Origin of the sequence: Paraburkholderia sp. MM5482-R2 (assembly GCF_050436125.1) — a bacterium.
Taxonomy (GTDB): Bacteria; Pseudomonadota; Gammaproteobacteria; order Burkholderiales; family Burkholderiaceae; genus Paraburkholderia; species Paraburkholderia tuberum.
In genome coordinates, this window is sequence record NZ_JBNDLP010000003.1 from 1,397,874 (window position 1) to 1,416,213 (window position 18,340).

Sequence of the window (18,340 nt, forward strand, 5' to 3'; positions counted from 1 at the left end):
GGGACGACTCGAGCCAGACCGGAGCGAACCGGCATGAACGCAGAAGAATGCTTGCGCGAAGGCGATCTCGACGGATGTCTGCGCGAATTGCAAAAACAGGTTCGCAAGGAACCGTCGAAAGCCGCCTATCGCGTCTTTCTATTCCAGTTGCTCGCGGTGACGGGCGCCTGGGATCGCGCATTGACGCAACTGAACGTCGTCGGCGAACTCGACGCGGCCGCGTTGCCGATGGTGCAAACCTATCGTGAAGCGTTGCAATGCGAGGCGCTGCGCGAAGCGGTATTCAAAGGCGAGCGCGCGCCGCTGATCTTCGGCGAGCCGACCGGCTGGCTTGCGTTGCTCCTCGAGGCATTGCGGCTCGACACCGCGGGCGATAGCGGCGCGGCGGCCGCCGCGCGCGCGCGGGCGCTCGACGAGGCGCCCGCCAGCGCCGGCGCATTGAATGGCGAACCGTTCAGGTGGCTCGCCGACGCCGACAACCGGCTCGGCCCGACTCTCGAAGCCGTGCTGAACGGCCGCTATTACTGGATTCCTTTTTCGCGCATCAAACGGATCGAAATCGAGCCGCCGTCCGACCTGCGCGACCGCGTCTGGATGCCGGCCGTTTTCACGTGGGCCAACGACGGCCAGGCCGCCGGTCTGATTCCCGCCCGCTATCCGGGCACGCTCGCCGAGCCGAATCGAGCGTTGTGGCTCGCGCGCCTGACCGAATGGATCGGTGACGATCCCGTGCTCGCGCGGCCGGTGGGACAGCGTATGTTCGCCTCCGATGCGAACGACTACGCGCTCTTCGACGTGCGCACCATCGAACTGACGAGCGGCGACGCGCCTGCCGAACAGGACGGCGCGGCCGCTCCGGATCATGGCTGAACTGACCGCGCGTGATCGCCTGCAACCGTCGCTGCTCGACCGGCTGACCGATCTCGAACCGGAGGCGAAGCAGGAAGCGCGCGAGCGGCGCGTTCTGTCGATGCGTGCGCTGCGCGAGAGCGTGCAGCGCGACCTCGGTTGGCTGCTGAACGCGAATGGCCTCGCGTCGGTGCAGGATCTGAGCGGCTATCCGTATGTCGCGACATCCGTGATCAATTTCGGCCTGCCGGACATTGCCGGCAAGACCGCCTCAGGCATCGATCCGTCGCGGCTCGAGCGGCTCGTGCGCGATGCGATCTGGGCGTTCGAGCCGCGCATTCTGCGCGACACCGTGCGGGTCAGTTCGATGCAACTCGAAGAGACGACCGGGCGCCACAACACCGTGTCGTTTCTGGTGGAGGGCGATCTGTGGGCGCAGCCGTATCCGGAGCGGCTCTACTTCAGGACCGAACTCGACCTGGAAGTCGGCGAAATCCGCGTGATCGACCAGGGCGGGCCGCGCTGAAGCCATGAATCCAGACCTGATCAAATACTACAGCCAGGAACTGCAGCATCTTCGCGAGATGGGCGGCGAGTTCGCGCGCGAATTTCCGAAGATCGCCGGGCGCCTCGGACTGGAAAACCTCGAATGCGCGGACCCCTACGTGGAGCGTCTGCTCGAAGGCTTCAGTTTCCTCGCGGCGCGCGTGCAACTGAAGATCGACGACGAGTTTCCGCGCTTCACCCAGCATCTCGCGGAGCTGGTGTACCCGCATTACCTCGCGCCCACGCCGTCGATGGCCGTGGTGCAGATCCAGCCGGACCTGACCAGCTCCAATCTCGCGGACGGCGTGCGGGTTCCACGCGGCAGTACGCTGCGCAGCGTGCTCGACAAGAACGGCTCGACGCGCTGCGAATACCGCAGCGCGCACGAACTGACGCTTTGGCCGCTCGACATCACGGAAGCGCGGTTTTTTACGCACGCGGGCTCGCTCGGTGGCATCGACAGCGCGCTGCCGGCGAGCATGGCGGCGGGCGCCGCTGTCAAGGCCGGCCTCAGGCTGCGCCTACGCGCCACCGCTGGTCTGAGAATCAACCAGCTGAAACTCGACCGGCTGACGCTGTATCTGCGCGGCGCGGACGGGATGGCCACGCGTATCCACGAGCGTCTGCTCGGGTCGGTGAGCGGCGTCGTCGTGATGCCGGCCAAACGTCCGGCGTCCTGGCATGTGCAGTTGCCGGCGAGCGCGCTGCGGCCGCTCGGGTTTGCCGACGATCAAGCATTGCTGCCGGTCAGCCGGCAGTCGTTCCAGGGCTACCGGCTGTTGCAGGAGTATTTCGCGTTTCCGCAGCGCTTCATGTTTCTCGCCATCGACGGTTTGCACGCGGCGTTGCGGCGTTGCGCGGACACCGAAATCGAAGTCATCGTGTTGCTCAAACGCGGTGATCCGCTGCTCGAACAATCGCTCGATGCCAATAATTTCGCGCTGCATTGCACGCCCGCGATCAATCTCTTTTCGCGGCGTACCGATCGCATCGCGCTGTCGGACGAACAGTTCGAATATCACGTGGTGGCCGATCGCACCCGGCCGATGGACTTCGAGATCTATCAGATCGAGAGTGCGACCGGCTATAGCGCGGGCGCCGGCGGCGAGCAGCGCTTCGAGCCGTTCTATCACGCGCGCGATCTCGGCGCCACCTATCGCGCCGGCGCGTACTACCAGGTGCGCCGCGAAAAACGTCTGCCGTCGGCGCGTCAGCATGAGCGCGGCCCGCGTACGAGCTACCTCGGCAGCGAGATGTTCATCGCGCTGGTGGACGCGAGCAACGCGCCGTTTCGCGCTGACCTGCGGCAACTCGGCTTGCAGGTGCTGTGCACGAATCGCGACCTGCCACTGACGATGCCGGTCGGCGTCGGCCCCGCCGATTTCACGCTCGATGTCGAAGCGCCGGTGCAGAGCGTGCGCTGCGTGAGCGGCCCGAGCCGGCCGCTGCCGTCGTATGCGCACGGGGCCGTGGCGTGGCGGCTGTTGAGTCACCTGTCGTTGAACTACTCGTCGCTGCTCGATAACGATGCACAGGAGGGCGCCCGCGCGCTGCGCGATCTGCTGAGTCTCTACTGTCCCGCCGACGAGATCGCGAGTCAGCGGCTGATCGAGGGCGTGCGCTCGATCGATTCGCGCTCGGTGACGCGACGCTTGCCGGGCGCGGGACCGATCGTATTCGGCCGCGGTCTCGAAGTGACGCTGACGCTCGACGAAGCCGCGTTCGAAGGCGCCGGCGCGTTTCTGCTCGGTGCCGTGCTCGCGCATTATTTCGCGCAATACGTATCGATCAACTCGTTCACCGAGACCGTCGTGAAGACGCTGTCGCGCGGCGAGATCATGCGCTGGCCAGCGAGGGTCGGACAATGCCGGACGCTCTGACACTGTTGCGCCGGCTCGAAGACGATGCGCGCCGCTTCGACTTCTTCCAGGTCGTGCGGCTGCTGGAGAATGCGTATGCGGACAAGCCGCGCGTCGGCGAGTCGATGCAGCCGCGCGACGATGCGATCCGTTTCGTGCAGGAGCCCGAACTGGTTTTCCATCCGACGACGCTCGGTGACTTCACCCCGGCCGGCGAGCATCACGCCGCGCGCCTCGCGGTCAAGTTCTTCGGCCTGCTCGGGCCGCACGGTCCGTTGCCCACCCATCTGACCGAGTACGCTCGCGACCGCGCCCGCAACGCGAACGATCCGACCTTCGCGCGCTTTCTCGATGTCTTCCACCACCGGATGGTGTCGCTGTTCTATCGCGCGTGGGCCAATGCGCAACCGGCCGTGAGTCTCGACCGTCCGGGGCGCGATCGCTTTTCCTTTTATGTCGGCAGCGTGTTCGGGCTGGGCGAGCCGACGCTGCGCGAGCGCGACGCGGTGCCCGATTTCGCCAAACTGCACTTCGCCGGATTGCTGGGCGGCCCGACCCGTCCGGCCGCCGGTCTGAAACTCGTGCTGGCGCGTTTTTTCAACCTGCCGGTCGACATCGAACAGTGGGTCGGCCATTGGATGACGCTGCCCGCGAATTCGTTGTTGCGCCTGGGCGCACCGGACGGTTCGGCCGCGCTCGGCGTGTCGACGCTGCTCGGCGCGCGCGTCTGGGATTGCCAGCATAAATTCCGCATCGTCATCGGACCGTTGAGCCGCGCTGATTACGAGCGCTTCCTGCCGGGCGGCGAGAGTCTGAAGCGCCTTGTCGACTGGGTGCGCAATTACGCGCGCGACGGGCTCGATTGGGATCTCCGACTGGTGCTGAAACAGGAGGACGTGCCACGCCTGAAGCTCGGGCGCCACACGCGCCTCGGTTACACCACCTGGACGCTCGGCCGCCCGGCGCGCGGCGATCAGCGTCAACTGGTGTTGCGGCCGACCGGTCCGGACGGCCGTTCACGGATTGCCGCGGCGGCCCGCGAGGCGTCCGCGGGGGCGCCGCCATCGACATCATCGAGGGAATAGAAAAATGGCCGAGATCAAACGGACAGCGTTGTTCGGCAAGCTGAACAAGCTCGGATTCCGCGCAATCGAGAGCGCGAACGTGTTTTGCAAGTTGCGCGGCAATCCTTATATCGAACTGTCGCACTGGTTCCACCAGATCCTGCAACTGCAGGACTCCGACCTGCACCGCATCATCAAACACTACGGGCTCGAGCCTTCCGCGTTGGCGCGCGATCTGACCGAAGCGCTCGACCGTCTGCCGCGCGGTTCGGCTTCGGTGACCGACATCTCGTCGCAAGTCGAGGAGGCGGTCGAACGTGGCTGGGTGTTCGGCTCGCTGATGTTCGGCGAGTCGCAGGTGCGCACCGGCCATCTGGTGGTCGGCCTCCTGAAGACGCCGTCGCTGCGCAACGGGCTCTACGGCATCTCGCGTCAGTTCGAGCGCATCAAGCTCGATTCGCTCGTTGACGAATTTCACGGCCTGCTGCGCGAGTCGCCGGAAGCGGCGCTGAGCGCGAGCGATGGTTTTCGGGCGGGCGGCGCGCAGCGCGAAGGCGGCGACGCGGACACCACGGGCGGCCCGGTGCCGGCCGCCGCGCTGGGCAAGCAGGAAGCGCTGCGGCGCTTCACCACCGATCTGACCGAACAGGCGCGCAATGGCAAGCTCGACCCGATCGTCGGGCGCGACGAGGAAATTCGCCAGGTGATCGACATCCTGATGCGCCGCCGCCAGAACAACCCGATCCTGACGGGCGAAGCGGGCGTCGGCAAAACCGCGGTGGTCGAAGGCTTCGCGCAGCGCATCGCGGCGGGCGACGTGCCGCCGTCGCTGCACGACGTGCAGTTGCGCACGCTCGACGTCGGTCTGTTGCAGGCGGGCGCGAGCATGAAGGGCGAGTTCGAGAACCGCTTGCGGCAGGTGATCGAGGAAGTGCAGGCCTCGGAAAAGCCGATCATCCTGTTCATCGACGAAGCGCACACGCTGGTCGGCGCGGGCGGGGCGGCCGGCACCGGCGACGCGGCGAATCTGCTGAAGCCGGCGCTCGCGCGCGGCACGCTGCGCACGGTGGCCGCGACCACGTGGGCCGAATACAAGAAGCACATCGAGAAGGACCCCGCACTGACGCGGCGCTTCCAGGTCGTGCAGGTCAGCGAGCCGGACGAGACCCGCGCGATCCTGATGATGCGGGGCGTCACCTCGACGATGGAGCAGCACCACAAGGTGCAGGTGCTCGACGAAGCGCTCGAAGCCGCGGTACGTCTTTCGCATCGCTATATTCCGGCGCGGCAGTTGCCCGACAAGGCGGTCAGCCTGCTCGACACCGCCTGCGCGCGCGTGGCGGTCAGCCAGCATGCGACGCCCGCAGCGGTCGACGATTCGCGCAAGCGGATCGTCGCGCTCGAAACCGAACTGGCGATCATCGGCCGGGAAAACGCGGTGGGCGTCGACACGCGGGAGCGTGAAGCCGCCGCGGCGGAAAAGCTCGCCGCCGAACAGGCGCGTCTCGCCACGCTCGACACCCGCTGGCAGGCAGAAAAACAACTGGTGACGCGGATTCTCGCGCTGCGCGCGCAACTGCGCGGCGAGACCGGCAAGGTGGAAGGCGCGGCGCAAGCCAGCCGCACGAACGAAGCGAACGAAGCGAACGAAGCTGCGAACGGAACGGTAGACGAAACAGCGGCCACCGGCGCGACTGACAACCCCGCCAGCGACACCGCGACGCGCGAAGCGCGGCTCGCCGAACTGCGCGAGTTGCAGGCGCAGCTCGCGCAGCATCAAGGCGAAGATCCGCTGATCCTGCCGACCGTCGACCAGCAGGCGGTCGCCTCCGTCGTGCAGGACTGGACCGGCATACCGGTGGGCCGGATGGTCCGCAACGAAATCGAAAACGTCCTGAAGCTCGCGGAGAACCTGAACCGGCGCATCATCGGCCAGGCTCATGCGACGGAGATGATCGCGCGGCGCATCCAGACTTCGCGCGCGGGTCTCGACAATCCGAACAAGCCGATCGGCGTGTTCATGCTCGCCGGCACCTCCGGAGTCGGCAAGACCGAGACCGCGCTGGCGCTCGCCGAGGTGCTGTATGGCGGCGAGCAGAACGTCATCACGATCAACATGAGCGAGTATCAGGAAGCGCATACGGTGTCGTCGCTGAAGGGTGCGCCGCCCGGCTACGTCGGCTACGGCGAAGGCGGCGTGCTGACCGAGGCGGTGCGCCGCCGTCCATACAGCGTGGTGCTGCTCGACGAGGTCGAGAAGGCGCATCCCGACGTCCACGAGCTGTTCTTCCAGGTGTTCGACAAGGGCTGGATGGAAGACGGCGAGGGCCGCGTGATCGACTTCAAGAACACGCTGATCCTGTTGACCACCAATGTCGGCACGGATCTGATCACGAGCCTGTGCAAGGACCCGGAGCTGATGCCGGAGCCGGAGGGTATTGCGAAAGCGCTGCGCGAGCCGTTGCTGAAGGTGTTTCCGCCGGCCTTGCTCGGGCGCGTCGTGGTCATTCCGTACTTTCCGCTGTCCGACGAGATGCTCGGCGCGATCATCCGGCTGCAGCTCGGCCGGATCGAGAAGCGCATCCGCGTGTCGCACAAGATTCCGTTCAGTTACGACGACGACGTCGTGAAGCTGATCGGCAGCCGCTGTACCGAACTCGAAAGCGGCGGACGCATGATCGACGCAATCCTGACCAACACGCTGTTGCCGCGTATCAGCACCGAGTTTCTGACGCGCATGATGAACGGCAGCCCGGTCACGAAAGTGCAGATCGGCGCGCGCGACGGTGAATTTCTCTATACGTTCGATTGATCGAAAGCGGAGGATGCCTTCTTATGCCGCAACAAGTCAGCATGGGCGCGACGCTGCAATGTTCGTTCGGCGCGGCGCCTTCGACGCTCGTGGTGTTGCCGGTCAACCGGGTGATGGGCGAAGGGCCGCCCGCGGCCAACATCATGGATCACATTCCGCTCGTCAACATCATGCCGTTCGGCGTGTGCAGCTCGCCCGCCAATCCGACCGTCGCCGCCGCGACGGCGGCGGCGTTGGGCGTGCTGACGCCGATGCCGTGCATTCCGGCCACCATGACGCCGTGGACGCCGGGCGCGCCGACCGTGCTGCTCGGCAACCAGCCGTCGCTCGACGACGTGTCGACCTGCATGTGCAACTGGGGCGGCGTGGTCACGATCGTCAATCCGGCGACAGTCAAGACGATGATTCCGTGACATGACCACGCAAAACCCGAACCGACACGTCACCGTCAGTTGCGCGCCTGCCGGCGAGGATCTGCTGTTTCTGCATCTGAGCGGCACCGAGGAGTTGGGGCGCCTGAGCGAATGGCGGCTCGATCTGCTTGGCAAGCGCAACGATCTGCAGGCCGGCGATCTGCTCGGGCATGACATCTCGATTGCGCTGTCGTTGCCGGACGACGGCGAGCGGCAATTCAACGGGATCGTCACGGCGTTCCGGATCGTCGCACCGGGCGACAACACCCGCAACCGCATGGCGCGCTATGAAGCGGTGGTGCGTCCGCGGCTGTGGCTGCTCACGCGCGCGTCGCACAGCCGCTTTTTCCATGAAAAGAGCGTGCTCGATATCGTGACCGGCGTGCTGCAGGACTACAACATCGACGTCAGCAATAAATGCCAGGCGACCTATCCGCCGCTGCAGCACTGCGCGCAATACCGGGAGACCGATTTCGCCTTCGTGAGCCGCCTGATGGAGCACGAGGGCATGTACTACTACTTCGAGCACAAAGGGGGCAAGCACACGCTGGTGTTGACCGATTCGAGCGACGTTCACGGACCGATCGAACACTATGCGTCGATTTCGTACGATGCGTGGTACGAGCCTTCGAACGAGAAGGAATGCGTGTATGCGTGGAGTTCGGGCGCGGAATTGCAGACCGGCAAGTACGAAGTCAACGACTACGATTTCGAAAAGCCCACGTTGAGCAACCAGCAAGGCCTGCTGTCGCGCGCGACGCGGCCGAAAGTATACGATCCGCCGGTGTACGCGATGCAGGAACATTTGAGCGGCCACGCGCAGTCCAGCGATGGCGACCGCTATGCGAAGGTCGGTATCGAGATCCGTCAGGCGCGCAACGACAGCATTTCGGGCCGATCGAGCGCGCGCGGCATCTCGCCGGGCGGTCAGTTCAAGCTCGAGAATCACGCCTGCGATGGGCAGAACCACGAGTATCTGGTGGTCAGCGCCGCGTACGAGATCAATTCGGATGTCTATGTGTCGACGGTGCGCCACGATCCTTCGCTGCCGCTCTTCGACTGCGCGTTTACCGCGTTGCGCAAGGAAAACCACTTCCGCTCCGAGCGGCTGACGCCGCAGCCGGTCGTGGCGGGCCCGCAGACCGCCATGGTGGTCGGCCCGGACGGCGAAGAAATCCTCACCGATAAATATGGCCGCATCAAGGTGCAGTTTCATTGGGAGCAGTTCGCTCCGCCGGCCGATGCCGACGCGCGCATGAAGCGGTGCTGGGTGCGAGTGTCGCAGAGCTGGGCCGGCAAACGCTGGGGCACGTTCTTCTTGCCGCGGATCGGTCAGGAGGTGGTCGTCGAGTTCATCGAGGGCGATCCGAACCGGCCGCTCGTGACCGGTTGCGTCTACAACGCGAACACGATGCCGCCGTACGAACTGCCGGCCAATCAGATGTTCTCGACGCTGAAGAGCAATTCGACCAAGGGCGGCAGCGGTTTCAACGAAATGCGTTTCGACGACGACAAGGGCAGCGAGCAACTGTTCTTCCACGCCGAGAAGGACCACGAGACCTGGGTCAAGAACGACATGCTGAGTAACGTCGGCAACGACCGGCATCTGAAAGTGACCGGCAACGAGTTCGTGGCGATCACCGGCGCGCGCCACGACGCCGTGACGGGCGACCAGAACGCCCAGGTCGATGGCAACGCGTCGCTGAAGGTCGGGCAGAAGTTGCAGGAAAAGGTCGGCATGGACTATGCGATCGACGCCGGCATGAATATCCACATCAAGGCGGGCATGAACATCGTGATCGAAGCGGGCGCGAGCATTACGCTGAAGGCGGGCGGCGCCTTCGTGGTGGTCGGGCCGGTCAGCGTGGCGGTGTCGGGCACACCGATCCTGCTCAATTCGGGCGGCTCGGCGGGCTCCGGCAGCGGCTCGTCACCGACCGCGCCGAGCGCGCCCAAAGACGCCGACGACGGAACCAAAAAAATCAAATCGTGAGTGATGCACCTGACCGCTCGTGGGGAGCCAAGTGAACTATCCGATTCTTTCGCTGCGGGTTGCGCGATTCAACGACGAGACGCTGGCCGAGCCGATCGCGATCGCGTTCGGCCCCGCCGGCGGCACGATTGGCCGGGCCAACGACTGCACGCTGGTGCTGCCCGATCAACAACGCGCGATCTCGCGCGTTCACGCGCGCGTCGAGTTTCGCGGCGGCGATTATCTGCTGTGCGATCTGGGCAGCAATCCGAGCGTGCTGAATCAGCGCGCGTTGGGCGGCACGCGCGAGGCGCGGCTCGCGGACGGCGACCGTCTGCTGATCGGTCCGTATCTGCTCGAGGTGTCGATCGGCGAGCAGGCGGCCGGCGTGCGCGGTCTGACGGGCGGGCGTGATCCGCTGAGTGCCGCGCAGGTGCTCAGTGGACCGTTGCCGGCCGATTCGCAAGGCGACGCGTTGCAGATGGGCGCGCTCGATCCACTCGGGCAGCCGGGCTTCGGTGAACCGCAGCGGGTCTCGTCGGGTCCGGGCTTTGCGGGCTCGGAAAGCGATCATGTGTCGCCGGAGTTGCAGGCGTTTTCGGCGCCGCAAGCGTCCCGGCCCGATCCCGGCCGGCCTGCCACACCCACGGGGGGCATTCCGGCGGACTACGACCCGCTCGCGGATGCGTTGGCGCAATGGGAAACCCCCGGGCAGCCGGGCAGCGGCTCGTCGGCCGCGCCGCATCCTGCGCACGAGTTGCCGGGATGGCCCACTGCGCCCGCGCCGGCGGCCGCGCCTTTGGGCGGCCCGACCGGCTTGCCGCCGGGATTGCTCGATCCCGGCGCGGCAGGGTCGGCCGCGACACCGTTCGATGATCTGTTCGGGATACCGACAACGCCGTCGACGCAGTTTGCGCCACCGACCCCTTTGGCTCCCGTGGTGCCGGTGGTCGTGCCGGTGGTCGCGCCGCAGGCCGCCACCGCGCGGGTGCCTGTACCTGGCGCGGCGCCGGGGCCGTCGTCCGCTGCGCAGCCCGCTTTGGAGCCTGTGGCGCAGCAGCTTCAGCAGCCGGCTCCGTCCGCGGGCCCGATCACGTCAGCGCCTGCCGCGCCGGCGCCGATCGCCCAGCCGGCCCCGGTTCGCCACCCGGCCGCCGCCACTTTCGCGAGCCAGAACCCAGCCACCTTGCAGGCGCTGCTCGAAGGCCTCGGCCTCGATCCGTCGCGCGCGCCGAACCTGCCCGAAGCGGAGTTCGCGCGTCTGATCGGCACGATGCTGCGCGACGCGCTGCGCGGCACGATGGGCGTGCTGCGCGCGCGCTCGATGACCAAACGCGAAGCCCGTCTCGACACGACGATGATCGTCGCGCGCGACAACAATCCGCTCAAGTTTTTCCCGGACGTCGACAGCGCGCTGGCGCAGATGCTGACTGGCCGCTCGGCCGGCTATCTGCCGCCCGACGAGGCGCTCAGGCGCGCCTTCGACGATATCGCGGCGCACGAGCTCGCGGTGCTCGCCGGCATGCGCGCGGCGCTCGCCCACGTGCTCGGACGCTTCGATCCCGCTTCGATCGAAGCGCAGCTGAAAGACTCCGGTGCGCTCGAAAAAGTGCTGTCCAACCGCAAGGCGAAACTGTGGGATCTGTTCGTCGTATTGCAGGGCGCCGTCGCGCGCGAAGCCGACGATGATTTCCAGAAGCTCTTCGGTCAGGCGTTCAATGACGCATACGAGGCCCAGATCGACGAACTGCGCGCGGCCCGCGAGCGTCAGCCGAAGCATCCCGCCGATCCCACCTAGAAACGTTTGAACGAGACAACATGTCCTGGAACAGCAAAGTCATCTGGTCGGAGGGGATGTTTCTGCAGCCCCAGCATTTGCAGCAGCACGACCGCTATCTGCAGCGGCAACTGGAGACGCGCGCCGCCGGCCTGCGTCCGTACAGTTGGGGCTTTACCGCGCTGGAGATCGACGAGTCGCTGCTCAAGCTCGGCAAGCTCGCGCTGCTGTCGTGCTCCGGCGTGATGCCGGACGGCACACCGTTCGATCTGCCCGCCGACGATGACTTGCCCGAGCCGCTCGAGATTCCCGAAGGCACCCGCAACATGCTGGTCCAACTGGCATTGCCGGTGCGCAGGCCGGGTGTCGCCGAAACCGGCAACGACGCCAGCGAGGAGAACTTCGCGCGACACCGTGTCACCGAATTCGACGTCAGCGACAGCAACGATCCGAATGCCGGCGCGGCGTTGCTGCAGATCGGCAAACTGCGCGTGCGTCTCGCGCTCGCCCCCGAAGTGGCGAATGCCTACACCGCGCTCGGCGTCGCGCGCGTGCTCGAGCGTCTGCCCGACAACCGCGTCGTGCTCGAAAACGACTACAGCCCGCCGTGTCTCGACTATCGGGTGGCGCGCCGTCTCGCGGCGTTCGTCGACGACCTCGTGGGCCTTCTGCATCAACGCGGTGAAGCGCTGGCCGGACGCCTTGCACAGCCCGGCGTGACGGGTGTCGCGGAAGTGGCAGATTTCCTGTTGCTGCAGTTGATCAATCGCCACGAGCCGCTGGCCGCGCATCTCTCGACGATGACCGGTCTGCATCCCGAGGCGCTGTACCAGGCGGCGGTGCAGTTGGCCGGCGAGCTGGCGACCTTCAGCCAGGCGTCGAAGCGGCCGCCGGCGTATCCGGTGTATCGCCATGAGTGGTTGCGCGAAACCTTCGCACCGGTGATCGACGACATTCGCGCGTCGCTGAGCATGGTGATGGACCCGCACGCGGTGGCGATCCCGCTCGAAGAGCGCAAGTTCGGCTTGCGCGTGGCGATCGTGCCGGACAAGACGCTGTTTGCCGGCGCCACCTTCGTGCTCGCGGTGCGCGCGCAAATGCCGGCCGAGCACATCCTGACCGGCTTCGCGCCACAGGTGAAGATCGGCCCGATCGAACGCATTCGCGATCTCGTCAATCTGCAATTGCCGGGCGTCGGCCTGCGCGCGTTGCCCGTGGCGCCCCGGCAACTGCCGTTCCATGCGGGCTTTACCTACTTCGAACTCGATCGCGGCAACGAACTGTGGAAACAGTTCGCGAATTCCGCGGGCATGGCGTTGCACGTCGCCGGCGACTTTCCCGGACTGACGATGGAGTTCTGGGCAATTCGCCGCTGATGCATTGATTGAGGAAGTTCATCGTGAGTCCAGACGAACCGCGTGGCCCCGCCGACGATCCCGGCGCGACGATTCTGATTCCGACACCGGGCGGCGCGCGGGCGGCGTTCATGGCGGCCGCGGCAACGCCCGCGCCGATGCTGCCCGGCGGCGGCGGTCTGAATCCGCTGTTGCGCGCGGCCAACCCGCTGATCGAACTGGCGCTGCCGTTGCGGCAGTTGCCGACCCATCCGAATGTGGAAGACCTGCGCAACCAGCTGATGCAAATGGTGCGCAGCTTCGAGACGCAAGGCCGCGCCAACGGCATCGATGACGAGAAGCTCGGCGCCTCGCGCTATTGCCTGTGCACGTTCCTCGACGAAGCGATCGCCAGCACGCCATGGGGGGCGGGCTTGTGGGGCAGCCGCAGCTTGCTGGTGACATTCCACAACGAGGCCTCGGGTGGCGAGCGCTTTTTCCTGATCCTGCAGCGTCTCGCGCAGAACCCCGCGGGCAATATCGATGTGCTCGAATTGATCTACGTGATTCTCGGCCTCGGTTTCGAAGGACGTTACCGTCTGATCGACGGTGGCCGCACGCAGCTCGACACGATCCGCGAACGCCTCGAACAGATGATTCGCGGCCAGCGCGGCGCGGCCGAACGCGATCTGTCGCCGCACTGGCTGCCGGTCAAGGTCGAACGCAAGCCGTTGCTGCAACTCGTGCCGTTGTGGGTGGCGGCGGCAATCGCCTGCCTCGTGCTGGTGATCGTCAATCTGGTGTTGAGCTTCAGGCTCAACGACATGTCCGACCGCGTGTTCGAAGCGCTGCACGCAATCCGCGTCGCGCCGGCTCCGGTGCTCGCGTCGAAACTGGCGGCCGCGCCCAAACCTGCGCCGAAGCTATCGCAGTTCCTCGCGCCTGAAATCGCCCAAGGCCTCGTGCGTGTCTCGGAGTTGCCCGATCGGACCGTCGTCACGATCAATGGCGACGGCCTGTTCGGCTCGGGCAGCGCCGATCTCGCCGCGGGTTTCGTCCCGCTCATCCAGCGTATCGGCGACGCGTTGAAGGAAGTGCCGGGCAACGTGGTGGTCGCGGGTCACACGGACAGCCAGCGAGTCTTGTCCGCGCGCTTCCCGTCGAACTGGCATCTGTCGCAGGCGCGCGCCGAAGCGGTGCGCGACATGCTCGCGTCGCGGGCCGGCAACCCAGCCCGCTTCAGCGCCGAGGGGCGCGGCGACGCCGAGCCGATCGCACCGAACGACACGGCCGCGAATCGTGCGCGCAACCGCCGCGTCGATATCACGGTGCTGGCGCCGGGAGCGGCGTCGTGAAGGCCTTCGGGATGAGTCCGTCGCGGGTGGCACAGGGGAGCCGGGTATGAAAATCTTTGGCTGGCTCAGACGAGCCATCGTGCTGTCGTTGCTAGGGGTGCTCGCACTGTCGCTGATCGTGTGGGTCGAGGGGCCGCTCGTCGCGTACGCGGGTCATGAGCCGCTCGAAAGCAACAGCAGCCGCTGGGCCGTGATCATCGTGTTGCTGCTGGTGTGGGCGGTGTACTGGAGCGTGCGCTGGATCGCCGTGCGTCTCGCCAACATCCAGTTCACTCGCGTGGTGGCAGAGGGACCGGCCGAGCCCGCGCCCGGCAAGAAAGAATCCGAGGCCGACATCGCCGCGTTGAAGCAGCGTTTCGAAGCCGCCATGGCGACCTTGCGCAAGGCGCGGGTCAAGGGGCGCTTCGGTAGTCAGTACGTGTACCAGTTGCCGTGGTACATGTTCGTCGGCGCGCCCGGCACGGGCAAAACCACCGCGCTGTTGAACTCCGGACTCAAGTTTCCGCTCGCCGAGCGGCTCGGCAAGCAGTCGATCGGCGGCGTGGGCGGCACGCGCAATTGCGACTGGTGGTTCACCGACGATGCGGTGCTGCTCGATACCGCGGGCCGCTTCACCACCCAGGATAGTTTCGCCGAAGCCGATCAGGCCGCGTGGGCCGGCTTCCTGCAACTGCTGCGCAAGTATCGGCCACGCCGGCCGCTGAATGGCGTCATCGTGGCCTTGTCGACGCGCGACCTGCTGCAACTGTCCGACCCGCAACGCGCGCAGCAGGCGCAAGCCGTGCGCGAGCGTCTCAGGGAACTGTACGGCAAGCTCGGCATGCGTTTTCCGGTCTACGTGATCGTGACCAAATGCGATCTGCTCGCGGGTTTCGCGGAATTCTTCGACGACCTCGGCCGCGACGAGCGCGAACAGGTCTGGGGCATGACGTTCCCGTTCACCGAGCGAGGCTCGCCGGACGACGCACTGGCCGCATTTCCCGCCGAATTCCACGTGCTGGAAAAGCAACTGCAAGCCCGCGTGTTGAACCGTATGCAGCGCGAGACCGATGTGCGCCGGCGTGCGCTCGTCTATGGATTTCCGCAGCAGTTCGCGGGTCTGCAAGCCGTACTGAAAAGCTTTCTCGACGAAACCTTCAGTACCTCGCGCTTCGAGGAGTCCGCGTTGCTGCGCGGCGTGTATTTCACGAGCGGCACCCAGGAAGGCCGGCCGATCGATCGCGTGATGAGCGCGGTCGCCTCGGCGCTCGGCTTCCAGCAACAGGTCGTGTTGCCCGACCCGGCGAGCGGGCGCGCTTACTTCATCACGCGGCTGCTGCGCGGCGTGATCTTCGAGGAAGCCGGACTCGCGGGCGTGAACCAGAAGCTGGAGCGGCGCCGCGCCTGGTTTCAGCGCGCCGCGCTGGCGGCGATCGGCATCGTCACGGTGCTGGCGCTGGTTCTGTTCTTCGTCAGCTATCAACGCAATCGCGCTTACGTCGCCGATGTTCGACAGCACGTTGCCGGGTTGCAGAAGCTCGCGCAGACCACCCAGCCGGGCGACAACCCGCTTGCGCTGCTGCCGCTGCTCAATGCCGCGCGCGACCTTCCCGGCGGTTACGCGGACCGCGACAGGAGCGTGCCGTGGCTGTCGCGCCTCGGCCTTTATCAGGGCGACAAGCTCGGCCTCGAAGCGCAGACCAGTTATCGGCGGCTGTTGCGTCAGACGCTGTTGCCTCTGGTCGTGAGCCGCATGGAAGAAGAACTGCGCCGCGGTGACGCGAACAATCCCGACTTCCAGTATGAAGTCTTGCGCGCCTATCTGATGCTGGGCGATTCACTGCACTTCGACGCCGACTCGGTGCGCTTGTGGGCCGATGTCGATTGGCGCCGCGGGCCGTTGCGCGATGCCAGCGACGATCAGCGCAACGATCTCGACGGCCATCTCGCCGCGCTGTTCCAGCCGGCGCGCTTCGATGCGTCGCTGCCGCTCGACAAGGATCTGATCGCGCAGGCGCGCGCGACGCTCGCCAAAATGCCGCTGACGCAGCGTCTGTTCAACCGCGTCAAACGCGATCTCGAACAGAGCAGACTGCCGGAGTTCAGCGTCGCCAACGCGGCGGGGCGCAATGCCGCGCTGGTGCTCGTGCGCAAGAGCGGCGCGCCGTTGACGCGCGGTGTTTCAGGCGCGTACACGCGGGCCGGCTATCAGAAGTTCGGCCAGTTGCGCGACGCGGCGGTGATCGATATCGCGAAGGACGATTGGGTGCTCGGCCGTCAGGAATCGGTATTGACGCCGAACGGTATCGAGGATCTGAAGGCGGGCATCACCCGGCTTTATTACGACGAGTACATCCGCCAGTGGGACGCGTTGCTCAACGATATCGACGTGGTGCCGTTCGACGGCGTGCAGCAGGGGGCACGCGTGGCGAATGTGCTCGCGGCGCCCGACTCGCCGCTGCGCTCGCTGATGCTGGCCGCGGCGCAGGAAACCACGCTGGGCAGCACCAGAACGGGCGGTTCGCTGACGGAGCAGGGCGTTGCCGCGTTGACCAACAAGCTCGATGCGGCCAAAAAGCGCCTCGAGAGCGCGCTCGGCAACCAGCCGGAAGACGCGGCACCGCCCGCGCCGGCCGAACTCAATCCGGTCGACGCGCATTTCCAGGCGCTGCACGAACTGGCCGGCAAACCCGGCGCACCGGGCCCGGCTCCGCTGGACGCGCAACTCGCCGCGCTGAAGGACGCCGCGACCTATCTGGAGGCCGCGGACTCGGCGCGCCGTCAGGGCTTGCCGCCGCCGCCCGGCGATGCGTTGAACAAGCTCAAGCTGGTGGCCCAGGGGGCGCCGCCGCCGCTCGCGACGGTGGCCACCAGCGTCGCGAGCGGGGCGGGGTCGCTGATGGTGGGCGGCGAGCGGGCGCGCCTGAACGCGTTGTGGCAGGCGAACGTGGCGCAACTGTGCCGGCAGGCGCTCGACGGTCGCTATCCTCTCGTGCGCGGCTCGACGCGCGACGTCGCGCCCGACGATTTCGGCAGGCTGCTGAGCCCAGGCGGCCTGATCGACGATTTCTTCCAGAAGAATCTGGCAACGATGGTCGACATGTCGGGACCGCAGTGGAAATGGCGCAGCGGCGTCGATACGCTCGGCATCCCGGTCGACGTGCTCGGCCAGTTCCAGCGCGCCGCGCAGATCCGCGACGCGTTCTTCCGGGCCGGCGGCCGAGACGTGTCGGTGCGCTTCACGGTGAAGCCGCTCAGCATCGATCCATCGATTACCCAGTTCACGCTCGACATCGATGGGCAGCAAATGGTCGTCAAACCCGACACGCCGCAATCGATGGTGTTCCAGTGGCCGAGCGGCAAGGGCACCGGCCAGGCGCACGTCGAGTTCACGCCGCCGGGCAGCACACCGGCGGCGCGTGCCGACGGACCGTGGGCACTGCTGCATCTGATGGACGATGCGCGTCTGCAACCCACCGCGCAACCCGACCGCTTTCGCCTGAGCTTCGACTCGGATGGCCGGCGCGCGGAGTTCGAACTGGCAGCCAGCAGCATCGTGAATCCGTTTCGCCGTGCCATGCTCGAGCAGTTCCGCTGTCCGGATCGGCTATGAGCGGCGAGCTTGCGCAGGAGCCGACATCCGGGCCCGGCTTCTTCGGCAAGGTGCGCACGCATGGCGACTTCGTGGGACGGCGCTTGCCAGTCGAGTTCGTCACGCGTTGGGATGAGCGCTTGCAGGAAGGTATGTTGCTCTCTCGGCAGCGCTTTGGCGCGCAGTGGCTGGAACTGTATCTGAATGCCCCGGTGTGGTGTTTCGCGCTGGGCGCGGGTCTGTATGGCCCGAGCGCGTGGGCGGGCGTTCTGACGCCGGGCGTGGACCGTGTGGGACGCTATTTTCCGTTCACGATCGCTGAGGCGATCGAAGGCGCCGAACTCGCACGGCGACTGGCCGATGCGCAAGGATGGTATGACCGCTTGGTGGCGCTCGCATTGTCGACACTGACGCAGGAATTCGCCCTCGATGCTTTCGACGCGGCATTGCGAGCCGAGAGCCTGTTCAATCGGGATCGCGCATCGATGCCGTGGCGGCTCGCCATCCCTGATGCAGCCGACGGCGGATTCGCCGCCTTGCTCGAACAGACCGTCGCCATGGGACACGCGCTCTGGTGGAGCGACGGATCACCGGCCGTGCCGGCTTCGGCGAGAGTTTCCGCGGGCACGACGACCGGCTTGCAGTTCGCGAGTCTGCTCGACGTCGGCACGCAAGAGTGGGATTCGGTGATCGACGTGATTTCGAACCCGGGCGCACAGCAACGGCATCACTGAGGTCGCCGCCGCGGGTAAGGGTAAGCGTTTCAAATTGACTTCCCATCATTCGTC

Annotated in this window: 12 protein-coding genes; all 12 read left to right on the top strand. The window is 66.2% G+C overall.

Translation table 11 applies throughout. The features are described 5' to 3' along the window. Positions 1–33: 33 nt before the first annotated feature. The 12 genes from OKW37_RS28515 to tagF are packed head-to-tail and all read left to right on the top strand — an operon-like array spanning position 34 to position 18,286. On the top strand, positions 34–870 hold the full coding sequence (locus OKW37_RS28515) for a type VI secretion system accessory protein TagJ (RefSeq protein WP_429402924.1): 837 nt from the start codon (positions 34–36) through the stop codon (positions 868–870). After that, positions 863–1,375 (top strand): type VI secretion system baseplate subunit TssE, encoded by a 513-nt coding sequence (gene tssE / locus OKW37_RS28520; protein ID WP_018422993.1) that lies wholly within the window; start codon positions 863–865, stop codon positions 1,373–1,375. The genes OKW37_RS28515 and tssE overlap by 8 nt, the downstream gene beginning before the upstream one ends. A gap of 4 nt (positions 1,376–1,379) precedes the next feature. After that, entirely contained in the window at positions 1,380–3,275 is a 1,896-nt protein-coding gene (tssF, locus tag OKW37_RS28525; protein ID WP_429402925.1) for a type VI secretion system baseplate subunit TssF, read from the top strand. After that, positions 3,260–4,339 carry a type VI secretion system baseplate subunit TssG gene (gene tssG / locus OKW37_RS28530; protein WP_184066344.1) on the top strand — a complete coding sequence of 360 codons (1,080 nt, stop codon included), beginning with the start codon at positions 3,260–3,262 and terminating at the stop codon, positions 4,337–4,339. Before tssF ends, tssG begins: the two co-directional genes overlap by 16 nt. Before the next feature lie 4 nt (positions 4,340–4,343). Then, entirely contained in the window at positions 4,344–7,130 is a 2,787-nt protein-coding gene (gene tssH, locus OKW37_RS28535; RefSeq protein ID WP_429402926.1) for a type VI secretion system ATPase TssH, read from the top strand. Between the two features lie 23 nt (positions 7,131–7,153). Continuing rightward, a complete protein-coding gene (locus OKW37_RS28540; RefSeq protein WP_429353336.1) occupies positions 7,154–7,543 on the top strand; it encodes a DUF4280 domain-containing protein in 390 nt (129 codons plus the stop codon). Position 7,544: 1 nt separating this feature from the next. Beyond that, a complete protein-coding gene (locus OKW37_RS28545; protein ID WP_429402927.1) occupies positions 7,545–9,536 on the top strand; it encodes a type VI secretion system Vgr family protein in 1,992 nt (663 codons plus the stop codon). Between the two features lie 31 nt (positions 9,537–9,567). After that, entirely contained in the window at positions 9,568–11,313 is a 1,746-nt protein-coding gene (gene tagH / locus OKW37_RS28550) for a type VI secretion system-associated FHA domain protein TagH (RefSeq protein ID WP_429402928.1), read from the top strand. A gap of 20 nt (positions 11,314–11,333) precedes the next feature. After that, on the top strand, positions 11,334–12,668 hold the full coding sequence (tssK, locus tag OKW37_RS28555; RefSeq protein ID WP_429402929.1) for a type VI secretion system baseplate subunit TssK: 1,335 nt from the start codon (positions 11,334–11,336) through the stop codon (positions 12,666–12,668). Positions 12,669–12,691: 23 nt separating this feature from the next. After that, positions 12,692–13,981 (top strand): DotU family type VI secretion system protein, encoded by a 1,290-nt coding sequence (locus OKW37_RS28560; RefSeq protein WP_429402930.1) that lies wholly within the window; start codon positions 12,692–12,694, stop codon positions 13,979–13,981. Between the two features lie 46 nt (positions 13,982–14,027). After that, entirely contained in the window at positions 14,028–17,573 is a 3,546-nt protein-coding gene (gene tssM, locus OKW37_RS28565; RefSeq protein WP_429402931.1) for a type VI secretion system membrane subunit TssM, read from the top strand. Next, positions 17,570–18,286, top strand: coding sequence for a type VI secretion system-associated protein TagF (tagF, locus tag OKW37_RS28570; RefSeq protein ID WP_184066297.1), 717 nt, complete (start codon positions 17,570–17,572; stop codon positions 18,284–18,286). Before tssM ends, tagF begins: the two co-directional genes overlap by 4 nt. Positions 18,287–18,340: the final 54 nt, after the last annotated feature.